General features: G+C 41.8%; 20 protein-coding genes and 1 other annotated feature. Of the genes, 7 read left to right on the plus strand and 13 right to left on the minus strand.

From position 1 onward, the window contains the following. Positions 1 to 85 precede the first annotated feature (85 nt). The 6 genes from JOD21_RS00730 to JOD21_RS00755 form a co-directional block, all read right to left on the minus strand. Positions 86 to 1,393: a pyrimidine-nucleoside phosphorylase gene (locus JOD21_RS00730; RefSeq protein ID WP_204727742.1), complete on the minus strand. Its 1,308-nt coding sequence runs from the start codon at positions 1,391 to 1,393 to the stop codon at positions 86 to 88. A gap of 72 nt (positions 1,394 to 1,465) precedes the next feature. Then, positions 1,466 to 2,650, minus strand: coding sequence for a phosphopentomutase (deoB, locus tag JOD21_RS00735; RefSeq protein WP_204727743.1), 1,185 nt, complete (start codon positions 2,648 to 2,650; stop codon positions 1,466 to 1,468). A gap of 98 nt (positions 2,651 to 2,748) precedes the next feature. Beyond that, on the minus strand, positions 2,749 to 3,630 hold the full coding sequence (gene xerD, locus JOD21_RS00740; protein ID WP_204727744.1) for a site-specific tyrosine recombinase XerD: 882 nt from the start codon (positions 3,628 to 3,630) through the stop codon (positions 2,749 to 2,751). A 141-nt stretch (positions 3,631 to 3,771) separates the two neighbouring features. Further along, positions 3,772 to 4,209: a ferric iron uptake transcriptional regulator gene (fur, locus tag JOD21_RS00745; protein ID WP_041122754.1), complete on the minus strand. Its 438-nt coding sequence runs from the start codon at positions 4,207 to 4,209 to the stop codon at positions 3,772 to 3,774. Between the two features lie 110 nt (positions 4,210 to 4,319). Continuing rightward, positions 4,320 to 4,916, minus strand: coding sequence for a stage II sporulation protein M (locus tag JOD21_RS00750; protein ID WP_204727745.1), 597 nt, complete (start codon positions 4,914 to 4,916; stop codon positions 4,320 to 4,322). Between the two features lie 45 nt (positions 4,917 to 4,961). Continuing rightward, a complete protein-coding gene (locus JOD21_RS00755) occupies positions 4,962 to 5,516 on the minus strand; it encodes an NUDIX domain-containing protein (protein WP_204727746.1) in 555 nt (184 codons plus the stop codon). A gap of 110 nt (positions 5,517 to 5,626) precedes the next feature. On the opposite strand from JOD21_RS00755, the gene JOD21_RS00760 reads away from it, so the two are divergent. Next, a complete protein-coding gene (locus JOD21_RS00760; RefSeq protein WP_204727747.1) occupies positions 5,627 to 6,544 on the plus strand; it encodes an aldo/keto reductase in 918 nt (305 codons plus the stop codon). A 25-nt stretch (positions 6,545 to 6,569) separates the two neighbouring features. On the opposite strand, the gene JOD21_RS00765 is transcribed toward JOD21_RS00760, so the two are convergent. Genes JOD21_RS00765 through JOD21_RS00775 form a run of 3 tightly spaced genes read right to left on the minus strand, consistent with a single transcriptional unit; the run spans position 6,570 to position 8,176 of the window. Beyond that, complete coding sequence (locus JOD21_RS00765; RefSeq protein WP_204727748.1) at positions 6,570 to 6,797, minus strand: YqkE family protein; 228 nt, start codon at positions 6,795 to 6,797, stop codon at positions 6,570 to 6,572. Positions 6,798 to 6,813: 16 nt separating this feature from the next. Next, positions 6,814 to 7,476 (minus strand): CoA transferase subunit B, encoded by a 663-nt coding sequence (locus JOD21_RS00770; protein ID WP_204727749.1) that lies wholly within the window; start codon positions 7,474 to 7,476, stop codon positions 6,814 to 6,816. After that, a complete protein-coding gene (locus JOD21_RS00775; protein WP_204727750.1) occupies positions 7,469 to 8,176 on the minus strand; it encodes a CoA transferase subunit A in 708 nt (235 codons plus the stop codon). The genes JOD21_RS00770 and JOD21_RS00775 overlap by 8 nt, the downstream gene beginning before the upstream one ends. 131 nt (positions 8,177 to 8,307) lie before the next feature. Between JOD21_RS00775 and JOD21_RS00780 the strand changes: the two genes are divergently transcribed. Continuing rightward, positions 8,308 to 9,207 carry a hydroxymethylglutaryl-CoA lyase gene (locus JOD21_RS00780; RefSeq protein ID WP_204727751.1) on the plus strand — a complete coding sequence of 300 codons (900 nt, stop codon included), beginning with the start codon at positions 8,308 to 8,310 and terminating at the stop codon, positions 9,205 to 9,207. A 15-nt stretch (positions 9,208 to 9,222) separates the two neighbouring features. Next, positions 9,223 to 10,140 carry an alpha/beta hydrolase gene (locus JOD21_RS00785; protein WP_239581235.1) on the plus strand — a complete coding sequence of 306 codons (918 nt, stop codon included), beginning with the start codon at positions 9,223 to 9,225 and terminating at the stop codon, positions 10,138 to 10,140. A gap of 30 nt (positions 10,141 to 10,170) precedes the next feature. Here JOD21_RS00785 and JOD21_RS00790 read toward each other — a convergent pair whose 3' ends face one another. Further along, positions 10,171 to 10,497: an iron-sulfur cluster biosynthesis family protein gene (locus JOD21_RS00790; protein ID WP_204727752.1), complete on the minus strand. Its 327-nt coding sequence runs from the start codon at positions 10,495 to 10,497 to the stop codon at positions 10,171 to 10,173. A 117-nt stretch (positions 10,498 to 10,614) separates the two neighbouring features. On the opposite strand from JOD21_RS00790, the gene JOD21_RS00795 reads away from it, so the two are divergent. Then, the gene (locus JOD21_RS00795; protein WP_041122764.1) at positions 10,615 to 10,830 is read left to right on the plus strand and encodes a CDGSH iron-sulfur domain-containing protein; all 216 of its coding nucleotides are present in this window, start codon (positions 10,615 to 10,617) and stop codon (positions 10,828 to 10,830) included. 29 nt (positions 10,831 to 10,859) lie between these two features. On the opposite strand, the gene JOD21_RS00800 is transcribed toward JOD21_RS00795, so the two are convergent. Both JOD21_RS00800 and JOD21_RS00805 read right to left on the minus strand, forming a co-directional pair. Then, the gene (locus tag JOD21_RS00800; RefSeq protein WP_204727753.1) at positions 10,860 to 11,648 is read right to left on the minus strand and encodes an SDR family NAD(P)-dependent oxidoreductase; all 789 of its coding nucleotides are present in this window, start codon (positions 11,646 to 11,648) and stop codon (positions 10,860 to 10,862) included. Continuing rightward, entirely contained in the window at positions 11,645 to 12,613 is a 969-nt protein-coding gene (locus JOD21_RS00805; RefSeq protein WP_204727754.1) for an MBL fold metallo-hydrolase, read from the minus strand. Before JOD21_RS00805 ends, JOD21_RS00800 begins: the two co-directional genes overlap by 4 nt. Before the next feature lie 128 nt (positions 12,614 to 12,741). Then, positions 12,742 to 12,951, plus strand: a binding site (T-box leader). A gap of 46 nt (positions 12,952 to 12,997) precedes the next feature. Here JOD21_RS00805 and proC point away from each other — a divergent pair. From proC to namA, 3 genes are all read left to right on the plus strand, one after another. After that, on the plus strand, positions 12,998 to 13,810 hold the full coding sequence (proC, locus tag JOD21_RS00810) for a pyrroline-5-carboxylate reductase (protein WP_204727755.1): 813 nt from the start codon (positions 12,998 to 13,000) through the stop codon (positions 13,808 to 13,810). A gap of 54 nt (positions 13,811 to 13,864) precedes the next feature. Next, entirely contained in the window at positions 13,865 to 15,004 is a 1,140-nt protein-coding gene (locus tag JOD21_RS00815) for a glycosyltransferase family 2 protein (protein ID WP_204727756.1), read from the plus strand. 63 nt (positions 15,005 to 15,067) lie between these two features. Beyond that, on the plus strand, positions 15,068 to 16,090 hold the full coding sequence (gene namA, locus JOD21_RS00820) for an NADPH dehydrogenase NamA (protein ID WP_204727757.1): 1,023 nt from the start codon (positions 15,068 to 15,070) through the stop codon (positions 16,088 to 16,090). A gap of 46 nt (positions 16,091 to 16,136) precedes the next feature. Here namA and rnz read toward each other — a convergent pair whose 3' ends face one another. Further along, positions 16,137 to 17,051, minus strand: a complete 915-nt coding sequence (rnz, locus tag JOD21_RS00825) for a ribonuclease Z (protein ID WP_204727758.1) — start codon at positions 17,049 to 17,051, stop codon at positions 16,137 to 16,139. Positions 17,052 to 17,087: the final 36 nt, after the last annotated feature.

A 17,087-nucleotide genomic window follows, 5' to 3' on the forward strand; every position in this document is an offset into this window, starting at 1 on the left:
CGCCCTTTAACGGTTTTTATTATGATTTGTGGTTTTTGATTTTTTATACATAAAAAGCCGCAGCGTTAAGCTGCGGCTCTGAGCGTTATTCTCCTGTTACCTGATCTACAATTAAGGCTGGTGCATGACCTTCTGTGGAAACTTCAATACTTTCATAAAGTTTAGCTTTCACTTTTTCTACTTCTGATAAGTCATTCGCATAAATTGTGACGAGCGATTCTCCTTCTTGCACTTCATCTCCGACTTTCTTTTTAAGCATCAGACCAACTGCAAGGTCGATCTCGCTTTCCTTGGTTGCTCTTCCTGCTCCAAGCCACATTGCTGCTGTCCCAACATTGTCAGCAATAATGCGGCTGACTTTACCGCTGCTTTTAGCCGGCAGTTCAATTTTATGTTCTGCCTGAGGGAGTCTCGACGGATCATCTACTACTGAGGCGTCGCCACCCTGGCCTTTAAGAAACGCTTTGAAGCGGTTAAGTGCTTCTCCGCTTTGAATTGCATCTTCAAGCATCTTTCTTGCTTCTTCGTGCGTTTCGGCTTTTTTAGACAATACGACCATGTGACTGCCCAGAACAAGACAGAGTTCTGTCAGATCTTCAGGACCTTCACCTTTTAACGTATCGATCGCTTCTTTTACTTCTAAAGCATTTCCGATCGCAAATCCAAGCGGCTGACTCATATCAGAAATAACAGCCATTGTCTGACGGCCAACGTTATTTCCGATTCTGACCATCGCCTCTGCTAGTTCACGGGCCTGCGCTTCATCTTTCATAAATGCCCCGGCACCAGTTTTAACATCAAGAACAATGGCATCAGCACCGGCAGCGATTTTTTTACTCATGATCGAAGAAGCAATCAGCGGAATGCTGTTTACTGTTGCTGTCACGTCACGCAGTGCATACAGTTTTTTGTCTGCAGGCGTTAAGTTGCCACTTTGACCGATAACAGCAAGTTTTTCTTCATTCACAAGTCGTGTGAACTCATCACTCGATAACTCCACATGGAAGCCAGGAACTGCTTCAAGTTTATCAATTGTACCACCTGTGTGACCAAGTCCGCGTCCACTCATTTTTGCCACCGGCACACCTGCTGCTGCAACAAGGGGTCCAAGAATCAGCGTAGTGGTATCACCAACACCGCCGGTTGAGTGTTTATCCACTTTAATTCCCTCAATTGCAGATAAATCGATCTGGTCTCCCGATTCAACCATTGCCATTGTCAGATCTGCACGTTCTGACTGTGTCATACCTTCAAAATATATTGCCATTAATAAAGCGCTTACCTGGTAGTCTGGGATTGTTTCATTCGTATAGCCTTCGATGACGAAGCTTATCTCTTCAGTTGACAATTCCTGACCATTTCTTTTCTTTTCAATAATATCTACCATTCTCATGTTAAGATGCCTCTTTTCAGGTTTATTCATTTTATTCAGAGCGGTATTGAATCCGCTCTGAACAGATTAATGTTATTTAGATAAATCAGTTAAAAAACTCTTCCCGAAAGCCGGTGCTTTTACGTTAAAGTTTTCAGCAATGGTAGCACCGATATCAGCAAATGTTTCCCTTACAGGGATTTCCCCTCCTGTTAATGCCGGTGAGTACACAAGAAGAGGTACATATTCACGGGTATGGTCTGTACCGTGGTGAACAGGATCATTTCCGTGGTCAGCAGTGATAATCAACAGGTCATCCTCAGTCATTTTTTCAAATACTTCTGTCAGACGCGCATCATATTCTTCTAATGCTTCCCCATATCCTTTAGGATCTCGTCTATGACCGAATAGTGCATCGAAATCAACAAGGTTTAAAAAGCTGAGCCCTGTAAAATCCTTGTCAAAAGTCTGAATCAGCTTATCCATTCCGTCCATATTATCTGCTGTGCGCAGTGATTCAGTCACACCTTCACCATTATAAATGTCAGAAATTTTACCGATGGCAATGACATCCAGATTTTCATCTTTCAATTCATTCATTACAGTACGGTCAAAAGGCTTTAATGCATAGTCATGACGATTTTTAGTCCGTTTAAAAGAACCCGGCTCTCCGACAAACGGTCTTGCGATAATACGTCCAACTAAGTACTTTTCATCGAGCGTGAGCTCTCTTGCAATTTCACAGATTTTATATTGCTCTTCAATTGGAATGATATCTTCGTGTGCAGCAATCTGAAGAACCGGATCCGCTGATGTATAAACAATAAGCGCTCCTGTCTTCATATGTTCTTCACCAAGTTCATCCAGAATCGCAGTTCCACTTGCCGGCTTATTTCCGATTACTTTACGTCCAGTCTTTTCCTCAAGAGCCTGTATCAGCTCAGATGGAAAGCCCTCAGGATATACTTTAAAAGGTGTATCGATATTTAGGCCCATAATCTCCCAGTGGCCGGTCATTGTATCTTTCCCTACAGATGCTTCCTGCATTTTTGTATATTTCGCAAGAGGTTCTGTTGCAGGCTCGATCCCTTTAATGTTTTCAATATTTGATAGACCCAGCTTTCCCATATTCGGCATTTCGAGTCCATTCATGTGCTCTGCAATATGGCCAAGCGTGTGCGCACCTTTATCATTAAATGCCTCAGCATCCGGAGCTTCTCCAATTCCAACTGAATCCATTACAATCAGATGAATGCGCTTAAATCGATTATCACTCATAATTGTTTCCTCCTTTAATAACTGCTTATATTGTACCTATTTTTTAACCGATGTGACAAGGGATACGTCTGAAGTCTGACAACTAAATTTACCGAGAATCAGGCTCTCGGATGAAACTGTGAATAAACTTCCCTGATTCTTTTTGTAGATACATGCGTATAGATTTGTGTAGTTGAGATATCTGCATGTCCAAGCATTTCCTGCACAGCTCTCAAATCTGCACCATTTTCGAGCAGATGAGTGGCAAATGAATGTCTGAGTGTGTGGGGCGTCAGTTCTTTTTCAATTCCTGCTCTGCCGGAAAGCGCTTTTAAGATTTTCCAGAAACCCTGTCTGCTCAGTCTTCTTCCATGGTGATTCAAAAATAGTGCCTGTTCACCTGGTTTTCTTGTTTTTTGCTGGCGGATATAACCTTTAATCACACCGGTTGCTGTCTGACCGATAGGTATAATTCTTTCTTTATTTCCCTTCCCTCTGCATTTGATAAACCCCATATCCAGATTAATGTCATCCATATTTAAATCGATTAATTCACTGACACGCATCCCTGTCCCGTACAAGACTTCAAGCATCGCTTTATCTCTCAGACCATTTTTCTTTGTCAGATCAGGACTCTCAAGCAGCGCCTCCACTTCTTCTATTGATAATACCTTAGGGAGAGACTTTTCTGCTTTAGGCGTATTCAGATGTTCAGTAGGATCTTGCGTGCTTAATCTGTTCCTCATTAAGTAATGATGAAATGACCTGATAGATGATGTATGCCTTGCGATTGTTTTAGATGACTTCCCCTGCTGCTTCAGATGCTGAAAAAACTGTAGCACATGAAGTCTCTGGATGTCGTTCATTTCACTGATCTGTTCAACTTTCATTAAATATGCGATATAGCTTTTAAGGTCTCTTTCATACGACTGAATTGTATTTTTAGAGAGGCCTTTTTCAATGATCATATATTGTATAAAGTCCTGCAGATGCTCGTTCATTCCCTCACCCCGTTTCATATTTATTTTAAAGTTAAACACTGTGAAAGTCACCTCATCAGTTGTAACCAGCCTGTCTAAGCCGTGTCTTTAACCACCTAACTGCGAAAAAAATAAAACCATGCGCGTGTGCATGGTTTTGGCTTAATCCTGACATCTATGGCATATACCATGAAATGTCAGTCTGTGATCTTTTATTTTAAAGTTCCAGTCCCGCTCAACAATTTCTTCAACATCTTCAAGCAGATCATCCTGTATTTCATCTACAGCTCCACATTCAAGGCAGATTAAATGGTGATGGAAATGTGCTGCACCTTCTTTTCTCAAATCATATCTTGAAACGCCGTCCCCAAAATTTATTTTATCAACAACTTTCAGTTCGGACAAAAGTTCAAGCGTGCGATACACAGTTGCAAGTCCTATTTCAGGCGCTTTTTCTTTTACAAGTAAGTAAACATCCTCCGCACTGAGGTGATCAGCTTCGTTTTCAAGTAGCACCCTGACTGTTGCTTCACGCTGAGGGGTTAATTTGTAGCTTGCTGAATGAAGCTGTTTTTTGATTCTCTCAATCCTGTTTTCCATACTGACCCCTCCCTCATTATGTCATCAACATTATAACAAACGTTTTCTCATTTGCAAACAATAATCATTATTAATTAGAAGAAAAGAGCGTTATTATTTAATAATAATTATTATATAATAAAAATTTTAATTAACAGACCCGGTATATAAAACTCTATGATACCAGCCAGGACAACTCCAACAGCTGCAGTGCCCAAAAGAAGGGTATAGGAATTTTTCAACTGACGGACAGTATAGATCAGCGGCTGTCTCGCACCAATTCCTTTCCAGATCTGCCCTGCAAGCTTTAATGATTCAGCTGCCATTACAATATACAGTACAATGATCAGCAGATTATGTGGGAGCAGGATCATTACGGCTTCCATTACTCCCGACAGGCCCTGATCGTATATCATCATACCTGCTGCAAATCCGAAAAGACAACCCTTCATATATACAACAAACCAGGCAATAGGAAGACCGGCAAGTGTAAATCCGGATGTCCATATAAATAAGAGAAAAATCATATCTACAATCAGGGCACTGAATACTTTATCATTCATAAATGTATCAGGATGAAATGACGGCATAATATTCAGGGGACCATAAATATTAACAAGCAGAGCACCCGCTGCTGTGCCGCCAAAAAGTATGATGATAATAAAGGTATAGTATGCAATATGATGTGATAGATAGTGCAAGATAGCTGTACTCAGATTCGGCTTCAAGTGCATTCCCTCCCTGCACAGACATCTTATGCAGGCAGATCGATACTATGTATGTTTTCTCATTTGCTTAAGTCTGAGGTACTGCACAGCATATGCCGTTTTCGCATCATAAATTCTCTGGTTTAATACCATTTCTTCTGCTTCTTCAAGCGTAACTTCCATCAGTTCCACAAATTCATCTTCGTCTGTATCATGAGCATCCTCAATTTTATACAAACCTTCTGCCATATAGACATGTACCAGCTCATCAGCAAAGCCTGGCGAAGTGTAAAATGAAATTAAATGGCTCAGACTTTGACAGCCATAACCGGTCTCTTCTTCAAGTTCTCTCTCAGCAGTCACTTCAGGCAGTTCTCCCGGTTCAAGTTTCCCGGCAGGAATTTCTACGATTGAACGCTCTAGTGCTTTTCTGTATTGTTCAACCATAATCAGTTTATTATCTTCAGTTTTTGCGATTACACAAACAGCACCGGGGTGTTTAATGATTTCCCGTTTCGACGTTTTGCCATTTGGAAGTTCTACTTCCTCAACCTGCAGGCTGATAATTTTCCCAGTGAACAGCACATCTTTATTCAATGTTTTTTCTTCAAACTTTTTCACTTTCATCACTCCTTCTTTCATATTGTATCAATGTTCTTTCTTATTTGCTTCAGCATAGTTTGAACACGGGGGAATTAGAGAATATGATTGATATAGAGAGGAGAATGATGATGGAAAAAAGACGGATTGGGTCTTCACCGCTAGAGAGCTCATTACTGGGTCTCGGCTGTATGTCACTCGGAACAGAGTATAACGAAGCAGAAAAAATTATTAAAACCGCATATGAAAACGGGATTAACTATTTTGATACCGCTGACTTATATGACTATGGAACAAATGAAGAAATTGTCGGCAGAGCTTTAAAGCCATTCAGAAGCGAGGTTCTGATTGCAACGAAGGTTGGAAATCGTGCTAAAGATGACAAAAGTGGCTGGTATTGGGACGCATCCAAGTTCTACATAAAAGAGCAGGTGAAAAATAGTCTTAAGCGCCTTCAAACAGATTATATTGACCTGTATCAGCTGCATGGCGGTACACTTGATGATCCCATCGATGAAACGATCGAAGCTTTTGATGAACTGAAGCAGGAAGGATTAATCAGAGCTTATGGCTTTTCTTCAATCCGCCCGAATGTGATCAGGGAATATGCGCCAAGATCTTCTGCTTCATCAAATATGATGCAATACAGCCTGCTTGACCGCAGACCTGAAGAACAGGCTTTTCCCGTGCTGAAAGAAAATAACGTCTCGGTCATTACCAGAGGTCCACTTGCAAAAGGGCTGCTGTCTCCTAAATCCAATAAAAAACTTTCAGGGCCAGGCGAAAATGGATATGTACATTACAGTCATCAGGAGCTGAAGGAAGTGCTATCTAAAATTGCCGGCCGCTTTCATAACCGTTCATTGACGGAGCTGGCACTTTTATTTAACGCATCAAACCCTGAAGTATCCTCTATTATTGCCGGAGCGAGCTCCCCTGAACAGGTAAAGGAAAATATTCATGCGATCAATCAGAAGCCTCTTAGCCGCGAGGAAATTGAGATGCTGAAATCACTTACTAATAACAAGGGCTATACTGAACACAGATAACCTGAAAATGAGGTGCAGTTGCACCTCATTTTTTATAGTTCGTCCAATCAAGGTCACTCTCATTAAGCAGTTCTTCAAAGGATTTATTTTTTTCACGCAATCTTTTTTCTTCAGCTTTTCTTGCAAGCTCAGCTTTTCTTCTGTCCTCTTCAGCAGCTGCTGTCTGTTGTTTTAACATTTTAAGCTTTTCAAGCGTTTGCTCATTTAATGCATCCTTCAGTACTGCATCTTTATCGTTTTTTACTTTTTTCATCAGTGTCACCCCGCATTTAGAAAGCTTCCATTTTAAGGTTTTCAGAGATACGAAGGTCCGGCCCGGTGCTTGAAGTAATGTCATCCACTGTATACCCGCGGGCAACTTCCGAGAGTTCGAGCCCTGCTGGCGTAACGTCTATGACTGCCCGTTCGGTAATGATCCGGCTGACAACCTTTTTGCCGGTTAATGGAAGCGAACACTCCCTGAGGATTTTTGGACTGCCATCTTTACTGACATGTTCCATAATAATGATTGTTTTTCTTGCACCGTGCACGAGATCCATCGCGCCTCCCATGCCTTTGATCATTTTACCCGGTATCATCCAGTTTGCCAAATCTCCTTGTTCAGATACTTCCATACCCCCTAGAATCGCCACATCCACATGTCCGCCTCTGATCATACTGAAAGACTCAGCACTATCAAAAAAAGCAGCTCCTTTTATTGCAGTGACAGTTTCTTTGCCGGCATTAATTAGGTCAGCATCCAGCTCATTTTCTTCAGGGTATCTGCCAATCCCGAGCAAACCGTTCTCTGACTGCAGGATCACTTCTTTCCCCTCTGAAATATGATTGGCAACTAACGTTGGCATCCCGATTCCCAAGTTTACATAGTCTCCATTATTAATTTCTTTTTCAGCTCTTTTAGCAATGGTTTCCCTTACTTTTTTCTTATCCATTTGATTGACCTCCGGCAGAAACAGTTTTTCTTTCAATTCTTTTTTCCTGATCAGCCTGCAAAAGCCCCTGAACATATATACTCGGCGTATGAATATGATCAGGATCAAGTTCACCGGTTTCTACCAGTTCTTCCACCTCTGCGAGCGTTACTTTTCCTGCTGCAGCGATCATTGGGTTGAAGTTGCGTGCAGTTTTTCTGTATACAAGGTTCCCCATGTGATCGCCACGCCACGCCCTGACAATACTAAGGTCAGCTTTTAAGGCATGCTCCATCACATATTCCTTACCTTCAAATGTTCTGATTTCCTTGCCTTCTGCAATTTGAGTGCCTACCCCCGCAGGTGTAAAGAATGCAGGGATCCCCGCTCCACCTGCTCTGATTCTCTCTGCAAGCGTCCCCTGTGGTACGAGCTCAACTTCAAGCTCTCCTGAGAGAACCTGTCTTTCAAATTCTTTATTTTCACCTACATATGAACCGATCATTTTATTAATCTGATGATTCTGCAGTAAAAGTCCAAGGCCCCAGTCATCCACTCCACAGTTATTTGATACCACTGTCAAATTCTTTACTCCGCTGTCCCTGATCGCAAGAATCAGCTTCTCCGGAATTCCGCAAAGCCCAAATCCCCCGGCCATCAGTGTATCCCCGTCTTTTAAAACAGCAACAGCTTCAGCTGCTGACTGATAAATTTTCTTCATGATCTCTACCCCTTTCAAACCTTATCGGCTATTCTATTGTACCACTTCTATGAAAGCGCTTTTATTCCTGCTTTTTCACATGCTTTTTTTCTGATAAAGTTGAATTATGACATGAAAAGGAGTTGGATCGTTTGGAATTACCCCATTATGCTGAAATAATCGAAGTTGGTCCGAGGGATGGACTGCAAAATGAAGCAAACTTTGTTCCTACAGAAAAGAAAACAGCTTTTATAGATGCTTTATGGAAAGCAGGATTTAAGGAAATGGAAGTGACTTCTTTTGTATCCCCTAAATGGGTGCCTCAGATGAAAGACGCAGCTGAGGTCATGAAAGAAATTGGCGGTCATTCAGGGACAATGGTCCTTACGCCCAATAAAAGAGGAATCGAAGCTGCACTGACTTCTGGCGCTAAAGCAGTTGCAATTTTTATCGGTGTCAGTACAACTTTTAATCAGAAAAATATAAACAAAACGACTGAAGAAGCAGTTGAAGGCCTGCTTCCTCACATTAAAGATTTAAAAGATAGCGGAATCTATATCAGAGCCTGTATTTCCACAGCGTTTCACTGTCCATACGAAGGTGAAATCGCCCCTGCGGATACCCTTGCATTATGCAAAAGGCTTGCTCATGCAGGTGTGAACGAATTAAGTGTAGCTGATACAATCGGAAAAGCTACACCAAAAGAGTCTTATTCATTATTCAGCATGCTGAAAAAAGAATTACCTGAGGTCTTAATGGCTGCGCATTTTCACGATACACGTAAAATGGCGCTTGCGAATATTTATGCTGCATTATGCGCCGGTGTCACAAGATTCGATGCATCAGCCGGAGGACTCGGAGGCTGTCCTTTTGCGCCCGGTGCCAGCGGAAACGCAGCAACAGAAGATGTCGTGTATATGCTTGATCGGATGGGAATTGAAACAGGCATAGATCTTAATCAACTTGCACAGGCCATCAGTATAGTAGAGCCTCATGTTTCCCGCGAGCTTTCGAGCTGGTATTATCAGTCATATAAAAAGAAGGAAGAATAGAAAGCAGGGATTGGATTGAGAAAAAGAAGAGTTGCCGCCTTTACAGCAGTTACAGGAATCAGCGTACTTGGTGTGTTTCTTTCTAACAAAATTATGTTTATGAAGCTGAAGGATCCGACTGAAATCAAAGAACGGGAAGAGGCAGCTGGATACTTTAATCCTGATATGTACAGTAGACTTCCCAAAAGAGAATTCAGTATCCCTTCTCCGACCGGTTATGATATTCATACAGTTATCATTAAGAAATATCCGGAAGCACCATTTATGATCTTTTGTCATGGCGTCACTGAAACAAAGATTAATTCAATGAAATATGTAAATTTGTTTCTTGATAAAGGATTTAATGCGGTCATATACGATCACAGGCGCCATGGGGATTCAGGAGGCAGAAGTACGAGTTATGGACATTTTGAGAAAACAGATTTAAAAGCAGTCATTGACCATCTGATTACCGAAGAAGGTGAACAGACTGTATTTGGTATTCACGGGGAATCGATGGGTGCTGTAACCATGCTTTTATATGCCGGAAGCGTTGAAGACCGCGGGGCATTTTATATAGCTGATTGTCCATTTTCAGACCTGACAGAACAGTTAAGCTTTCTAATGGCTAAGTCCTCACGTTCTTCTTACATTGTCCAAATGGCTCTGAACCTGGCTGGGACATTTATTTTGATCAGGGATAGGTATCGGATCAGAGGTGTTTCACCTAAAGAGGCTGTGAAAAACATTCATAAGCCAGTCCTTTTTATCCATAGCCGTAATGACAATTTCATTCCTTCTCACATGACGGAAACGCTATATAACTTAAAAGAAGGACCTAAAGCACTGTTCATACCCGAAGATGGCGGACATGCACAATCCTATACAGCGAATCCTGACGCTTACAGTAAAAAAATTGATCAGTTTTTAAATGAACATTTTTATTCCAAATAACAAAAAGCGCCTAATTGCAGGCGCTTTTTGTTATTTGATCATATTTTTCAAACTCATTCTTCCATTAATCGTCTGTCCTGGGCTTTTGAGCTGGAACATCCGCGCTGATTCAGAATAGTCGATTTTGAGACGCTGATCATAAAAAACCGTTTTTGATTCTTCAACAAGAATTGGCCGGTCATTTGTCTCAATTAACTGATCACCATCTGCCGCTTCCTTAACATACCAGAGGGTCGGAACACCATTTAACACGCAGCCTGTTCCTTCAGTGTCGTATTTTAATTTTAAAAAGCCGGAATCAGACGCGATTTTATCTGCAATTTTTTCTGCTGCCAGATTGGTAATTTCAATATTCATCTTAACCGCCTCCATTTTTTCAAGTATAGCATGATCAGAAGCGTTCTTCTCTTATCTTGCTTTTGAAAGGCTTTTCAAGTAGCATCAAAAGCGAATCATGTTTGCGGAGGGGATTAAATGGAGAAAAAAGTACAGATAAAAGTGATGGACAATGGATCATTAAAAGTTACGGGAGATGTTGAACTCGTAGATATGGATGGCAACCAGTTTCCGGTTAAGCAGGTGTTTTCATTATGCAGATGCGGGCAGTCAAAACGAATGCCGTTTTGCGATGCATCGCATAAGGGTGTTTTTGAATCATGTGTCAGAGCAGAAAAAGAGCTGAATGAGTAAGTTAAACAAAAAAATAAGCGCAATTGCGCTTATTTTTGATTAAATCCTTTTTTCCCAAGACGCTCTACCATTCCCGGAGCTAATGAATAGGCTTTTGAAGCTGCATTCATCCAGCCCGGAAGGTTCACTTCTCTTTTATCAGTGTAAAATACTTCTACTGTCTTTTTTGCAACTGTACGCGGTGAAAGCATCCACTTCCTCACGTTATCTGCGTACCTGCCTGACTGATCAGCTGTTTCAAAAAAATCTGTTTCAATCGGACCCGGATTCACTGCAGTGACGCGTATATTGTCTTCTGGGAGCTCCATTCTGAGACTGTTTGAAAAACCCAGAACCGCATGTTTGGCAGCAGAATAGACAGAAGATTTAGGCGTTGCAAGCTTCCCTGCCTGGGAGGCGATATTGACAAGATGTCCTCCCTTTTCTTTCATCGATGGTATCACCGCTCTGCTCATTAACATAAGAGCTGTAACATTCACGTTAATCATTGAAATAATGGTTTCAGGAGACGTATCCTCAAGCTTTTCAAAAAGCCCAAATCCGGCATTATTGACCAGAACATCGATTCTGCTGCTTTCATTTACAACTGATTCAGCAAATCCGGGAATTTCTTCAATACGGTTCAGGTCAAACGGTCTGATCAAAATGTGACCGGCACCAAACTGGCGGCATCTCTCCCCTGTCTGAATCAGCCCCCGTTCATTTCTTGCAGTTAAAATTAAGTCCGCACCGTATCTTGCAGCCTCCTCAGCAATCGCTCTTCCAAGGCCGCCTGAAGCACCGGTAATCCACACTGTTTTTCCACTTAAATGACTCATAACTTCACCCTGCTTTCAGTTTTGTAAATAATAGCTGACCCACTCATATCTGCAGCTCTAATTTCTCCTTTCGCCATCAAATAATCAATTTGTCCCTGAGTTTCTGAAAGGGTGAGCCCGAGCTGTTTTTTATAGATCTTTGGAAAAAGCTGAGTGCAGAGATCAAAAACAGTTGTCTCTTTCTTCTGAAGAAGTGATCTCACGTATCCGGCACGTTCTTCCTGTTTTATTAAGCGCTCAGAAATTAATTCAGCTGCCTGAACAATGACTTCTCCATGACCCGGGTATACGATTGTAGGATTCAGTGCAGCCAGTTTTTTAAGCGATTCATTATATTGCAGCTGCGGGAGCGGCCTTGGCTGATTGATTCCAAACGGAGGTTCAATCAGCGGATTCGATGAAATATGTCTGATCAGCAGATCTCCCCCTATAACCATTCCATTTTCATGAATGAGTGATATGTGTCCCTGAGAGTGACCGTGTGACTCCATTACACTCCATCCCTGATGACCGGGCAGCAGATCACCGTCAGCCAAATATGCATCAACCGGCCTGTTCCCCATTACACTCAGTGTCTCTTTCATTTTTTCAATGAGTATAAAATAAGCTTCCGGCAGACCGGCCTGTTTGAAAAACTCATTGTAAAAAAAGTCATGCAGGTTCATAAATGAATCGTTTCTGACGAGAAAACGCTCACTGTCATGGTGTGCAAACAGTTTTGCATGGCTGAAAAATTCAGTCAGTCCTGCATGATCAGGATGGTGATGCGTCAGGACGATCTGATCAATATCTTCAGGTTGAAAGCCAATTTCATTTAGTTTTTTTATCAGCGTTTCTTTACCTTCAGCTGTGTCAGGACCTGTATCCACAAGTGTCACAGTGTCATGTACTAATAAATAAGTATGAACATCCCCCACAGCAAATGGAGTGGGAATTGTAAGCTGATGAATAATTGGATCTTTCATATATTAAACCTCCTGAAATGAATAATTATTCACTTTTTCTCTAGTGTAGCCTTTTTCCCCTGCTTTGTTAAGAGAAAGAAAAATGTTCTTGACATTCATACTTAAACTAAGCATAATCTCAATAATAAATAAAATCGATGATAAGGAATAGTAAGCGCCACTGGGGACATCAGAGAGCAGAATTCACAGGCTGAAAAATTCTGCAGTCCGACCATCCGCTGAACCTGCCCTTAGAGTGACATAAAAATGTCCGCCCAGCCCGCGTTAGAGGCGTTATGAGTGTGCAGAACGGTCTGCAAATTAAGGTGGTACCACGGAAGAACCCTTTCGTCCTTTTTACAGGGACGGGAGGGTTCTTTAATTTTTTCAGGGGAGGAATGAATAATGAAGATCGTTTTTGTAGGAGCAGGATCCATGGCTGAAGCAATGATTAAAGGAATGAAAAACTCAAACGAATTTAAACATACAGATATCTGGGTAACAAATAGGCATGATAATGTGAGACTTAATAAGCTTTCTGAGAATTACGGTGTGAAGTCTACCTATGATTTTCCTCAGTTATTCGATCAGGCTGATATAATCATTCTTGCAGTAAAACCGAAAGATGCGAAAGAGGCACTCACTTCCATAAAACCATTTTATAATGAACAGCTGTTGATCTCTGTACTTGCAGGACTTTCGATCAGTTTTATTGAACATATACTCGCCAGGGGGGCAATTGCCCGGGCCATGCCAAACACGTCAGCTATGATTGGGGAATCTGCAACAGGGTTATCTTTTAACAGCCAGCTCTCAGATTCTCAAAAAGATGTAGCCCGTTCTATTTTCTCATCAATCGGTTCCGTTACTTATGTGGAGGAATCACGACTTGACTTAGTAACAGGGTTATCCGGAAGCGGACCTGCTTATATATATTATGTAGTAGAAGCAATGGAAAAAGCTGCTGCTGATCTTGGTGATGATGCCATGCCTTTTATTATTCAGACATTAAAAGGAGCTGCTCATATGCTCGAAACATCCAATCAGTCTCCTGAAAATTTAAGAAAAGCCATTACCAGTGAAGGCGGAACAACTGAAGCGGGAATCGCTGAGCTGGACTGCAGACAGGTAAAAGATGCTTTTGCAGCCTGTATTAAAGAAGCTACCGACCATTCTGAACGACTGCGCAGACAATTTGAGCAGACTCACAGCAGTTAATACTTGCAGTGATAAAGCAGCTTTCAGTACGATTGTATAAAAGGAGCTGTGCTCATGCTTTTTATCATACTTTCCATTACAGCTCTGTTCTGGATGATTGTCGCAATAGATACGTACCGCGGGCTTCTAGAATTGCCTGCTTTAGAAAAAGAACCTCCGCTCAGTTCAGGCGGCATGGTCAGTCTCATTATTCCTGCGAGAAATGAAGAAGCACATATTGAAAAGAGTATCCGCTCCCAGTTAAATCAGACTTACAGTCAGATCGAGTGGATCTTAATCAATGATCGTTCCAGTGATGAAACAGGTAAAATAATGGATAAACTCTCAGCACTTGATCACAGAATAAGGGTGATTCATATACAAACACTGCCTGAAGGCTGGCTTGGAAAAAATTATGCCCTTCACAGAGGTGCACAAGCCGCTTCAGGTAACGTATACCTTTTTACAGATGCTGATGTACTTTATGAACCTGATATGGTGGCAAAAGCTTTCCACTATATGAAGCGAATGAAAATTGACCATCTGACTGTCTCACCTGACCTGCAATCAAAAAGTTTTCTATTAAAAGCGTTTGTCGCTTTCTTTTTATTCGGATTTTCCTATTATAAGAGACCCTGGACAGCAAACCGGGACCGCTCAAAAAACGGAATGGGCATCGGTGCTTTTAATATGATTACAAAATCATCCTATGTGAGGATCGGTGGTCACCAGGCAATCAGGTTAAGACCTGACGATGATCTGCAATTAGGGATACACATTAAAAAGAAAGGGTTTAAGCAAAGGATGGCTACTGCTAAAACGATGCTCAGTGTAGAGTGGTATCCTTCTTTAAATGAGGCTTTCAAAGGACTTGAAAAGAATGCGTTCGCAGGATTGCATTACAGCTATCTTTTTACATTGTTTGCAATGTGCGGGGTGTTCATTTCACAGGTTCTTCCTTTTATAGCAGTGTTTAGTCCGGATCCTTTAACTGCTTCTATGGCATGGGTCACAATTGCAGCAATAATGGCAGTCTACATTCCTATTACCAGGAGACTGACTGCCTATCCTGTATGGCATGCTGCAGTATTTCCTGTTTCGGCAGTACTATTCATTTATGCAATATTCAGAGCTGCGGCACTGACTGCTCTGCGAGGCGGAATCAGCTGGAGAGGAACAACCTACTCCATAAAAGAGCTGAAGAAAAAGAGCTGAAGATTCAGCTCTTTTTTTAATGATGATATACTGGTAAGGAATGTTATTACAGGAGGTTATTTGATGAGTACAGTTTTGTTTTCCCCTTACACAATAAAAGGCGTTACCTTAAAAAACCGTATCGTTATGGCACCTATGTGTATGTATTCCTGCTACCGGCAAGACGGGATGGTAACTGATTTTCATAAAGTCCATTATGCTTCAAGAGCTGCAGGTCAAACCGGTTTAATTATGCTTGAAGCTACTTCAGTAACGCCTCAGGGAAGAATTTCGAATGAAGATCTGGGGATTTGGAGTGATGACCATATCAACGGTTTAAAAGAATTGACAGATTTGATCAGAGAAAATGGCTCAAAGTCTGCGATCCAGCTCGCACACGCAGGAAGAAAGTCAATGACTGATGGAACCATCATTGCCCCGTCTGCCATTGCTTTTAACGAAAATATGAAGCAGCCCGAAGAAATGTCGCAGGTTCAGATCCGCGAAACGATCCAGGCATTTAAAGATGGTGCCAGACGTTCCCGTGAAGCCGGCTTTGACATTATTGAACTGCACGGGGCACATGGCTATTTGATTAATGAGTTTTTATCCCCACTCTCTAATCACAGATCAGATGAATACGGTGGTTCGGCTGAAAACCGTTACAGGTTCTTAAAAGAAATGATCGAAGCAGTAAATGAAGAATGGTCCGGCCCTCTATTTGTACGGGTTTCTGCAAGTGATTGGCACGAGGAAGGATTAACGCCAGAAGATTATGCTACATATGCAAAATGGATGAAACTGCAGGGTGTTGACCTGATTGATGTTAGCTCAGGTGCGGTTGTTCCGGCTCAGATTCACGCTTATCCGGGATACCAGGTGCCAATGGCTGAGACGATTAAACATAAAGGTGGAATTGATACGGGGGCTGTTGGTATGATTACAAGCGGACTGCAGGCAGAAGAAATACTGCAGAACAAACGCGCTGATTTGATCTTTATCGCAAGAGAACTGCTAAGAGATCCATACTGGCCAAGAAGAGCAGCACTCGAACTTCAGACTTCTATTGAACCACTTAAACAATATAGCCGGGGCTGGGTATTTTAACCTTACAATACAGACTGTGATAAGCACTTGTCACAGTCTGTTGTATTTAATCGACCTCCGCTTCTAGCAAATCTTCAGCAATATAGGTTTTCGGAAAAATTTCTTTTGCCTGCATCAAAAGCGCGCTTTCTTTCCCATCTGCATAACGTGCACTGATATGTGTAAGCCAGAGTGTGTTGACACCGGCCACTTTCGCAGTCTCTGCAGCCTGAGCTGCAGTCGAATGATAATAGTCTTTAGCCAGCTGTTCATTTTCGCTCCCGAATGTTGCTTCATGTATGAGCACGTCTGCTTTATGTGCGAGATCAGCGGCAGCTTTGCATTTTCTCGTATCGCCTGCAATTGCAATGACCTTCCCCTTTTTTGGCTCACTAAGAAAGTGATTACCATCAATCAGTCGGCCATTCCACATAACCTTTTCTCCGTTTTTCAGCTGTTTATAAATTGGACCAGGTTCGATACCGATAGACTGAAGTTTTTCACTGTTCAGTTTTCCCTGCTGGTCTTTCTCAACAAGCCTGTACCCGAAAGAAGGGATAACATGATCAAGCTGCCTTATACTAATTGTAAAGCCGTCTTCGGTGAACTCCTCTCCGTCTGATACTTCAATCACTGAAAGCTCATATTTCAAATAAGTTTTACTGATTCTCAACGAAGTTTCTATATAATCTTTTATACCAGCTGGTCCGTATACCGTTAACGGTCCGGTCCCCCCCTGAAAAGATCTGCTCCCAAGAAATCCTGGAAGGCCGAAGATGTGGTCGCCGTGCAAATGTGTAATAAATACTTTAGTAATTCTTCTTGGTTTAATCGAAGTCTGCAGAATCTGGTGCTGTGTTGCTTCTCCGCAATCAAATAGCCAGCTGTCGCCATCTTTATTGATTTGTTTTAATACAACGGCAGAAACATTTCTTTCTTTAGCTGGAACGCCTGCACCTGTACCTAAAAAATGTAAACGCATAATTTCCTCCTGAATAAATGATAGTAATATTTATGT

The organism is Jeotgalibacillus terrae (assembly GCF_016908195.1).
Taxonomy (GTDB): domain Bacteria; phylum Bacillota; class Bacilli; order Bacillales; family Jeotgalibacillaceae; genus Jeotgalibacillus; species Jeotgalibacillus terrae.

Bases quoted from the DNA above. Each gene is read 5' to 3' on its own strand.
- proC (WP_204727755.1), top strand. From the start codon at position 12,998: ATGAAGATCGTTTTTGTAGGAGCAGGATCCATGGCTGAAGCAATGATT.
- JOD21_RS00800 (WP_204727753.1), bottom strand. From the start codon at position 11,648: ATGAGTCATTTAAGTGGAAAAACAGTGTGGATTACCGGTGCTTCAGGC.
- JOD21_RS00730 (WP_204727742.1), bottom strand. From the start codon at position 1,393: ATGAGAATGGTAGATATTATTGAAAAGAAAAGAAATGGTCAGGAATTG.
- JOD21_RS00805 (WP_204727754.1), bottom strand. From the start codon at position 12,613: ATGAAAGATCCAATTATTCATCAGCTTACAATTCCCACTCCATTTGCT.
- rnz (WP_204727758.1), bottom strand. From the start codon at position 17,051: ATGCGTTTACATTTTTTAGGTACAGGTGCAGGCGTTCCAGCTAAAGAA.
- JOD21_RS00775 (WP_204727750.1), bottom strand. From the start codon at position 8,176: ATGAAGAAAATTTATCAGTCAGCAGCTGAAGCTGTTGCTGTTTTAAAA.
- namA (WP_204727757.1), top strand. From the start codon at position 15,068: ATGAGTACAGTTTTGTTTTCCCCTTACACAATAAAAGGCGTTACCTTA.
- JOD21_RS00770 (WP_204727749.1), bottom strand. From the start codon at position 7,476: ATGGATAAGAAAAAAGTAAGGGAAACCATTGCTAAAAGAGCTGAAAAA.
- JOD21_RS00765 (WP_204727748.1), bottom strand. From the start codon at position 6,797: ATGAAAAAAGTAAAAAACGATAAAGATGCAGTACTGAAGGATGCATTA.
- fur (WP_041122754.1), bottom strand. From the start codon at position 4,209: ATGGAAAACAGGATTGAGAGAATCAAAAAACAGCTTCATTCAGCAAGC.
- JOD21_RS00790 (WP_204727752.1), bottom strand. From the start codon at position 10,497: ATGAATATTGAAATTACCAATCTGGCAGCAGAAAAAATTGCAGATAAA.
- deoB (WP_204727743.1), bottom strand. From the start codon at position 2,650: ATGAGTGATAATCGATTTAAGCGCATTCATCTGATTGTAATGGATTCA.
- JOD21_RS00815 (WP_204727756.1), top strand. From the start codon at position 13,865: ATGCTTTTTATCATACTTTCCATTACAGCTCTGTTCTGGATGATTGTC.
- xerD (WP_204727744.1), bottom strand. From the start codon at position 3,630: ATGAACGAGCATCTGCAGGACTTTATACAATATATGATCATTGAAAAA.
- JOD21_RS00795 (WP_041122764.1), top strand. From the start codon at position 10,615: ATGGAGAAAAAAGTACAGATAAAAGTGATGGACAATGGATCATTAAAA.
- JOD21_RS00760 (WP_204727747.1), top strand. From the start codon at position 5,627: ATGGAAAAAAGACGGATTGGGTCTTCACCGCTAGAGAGCTCATTACTG.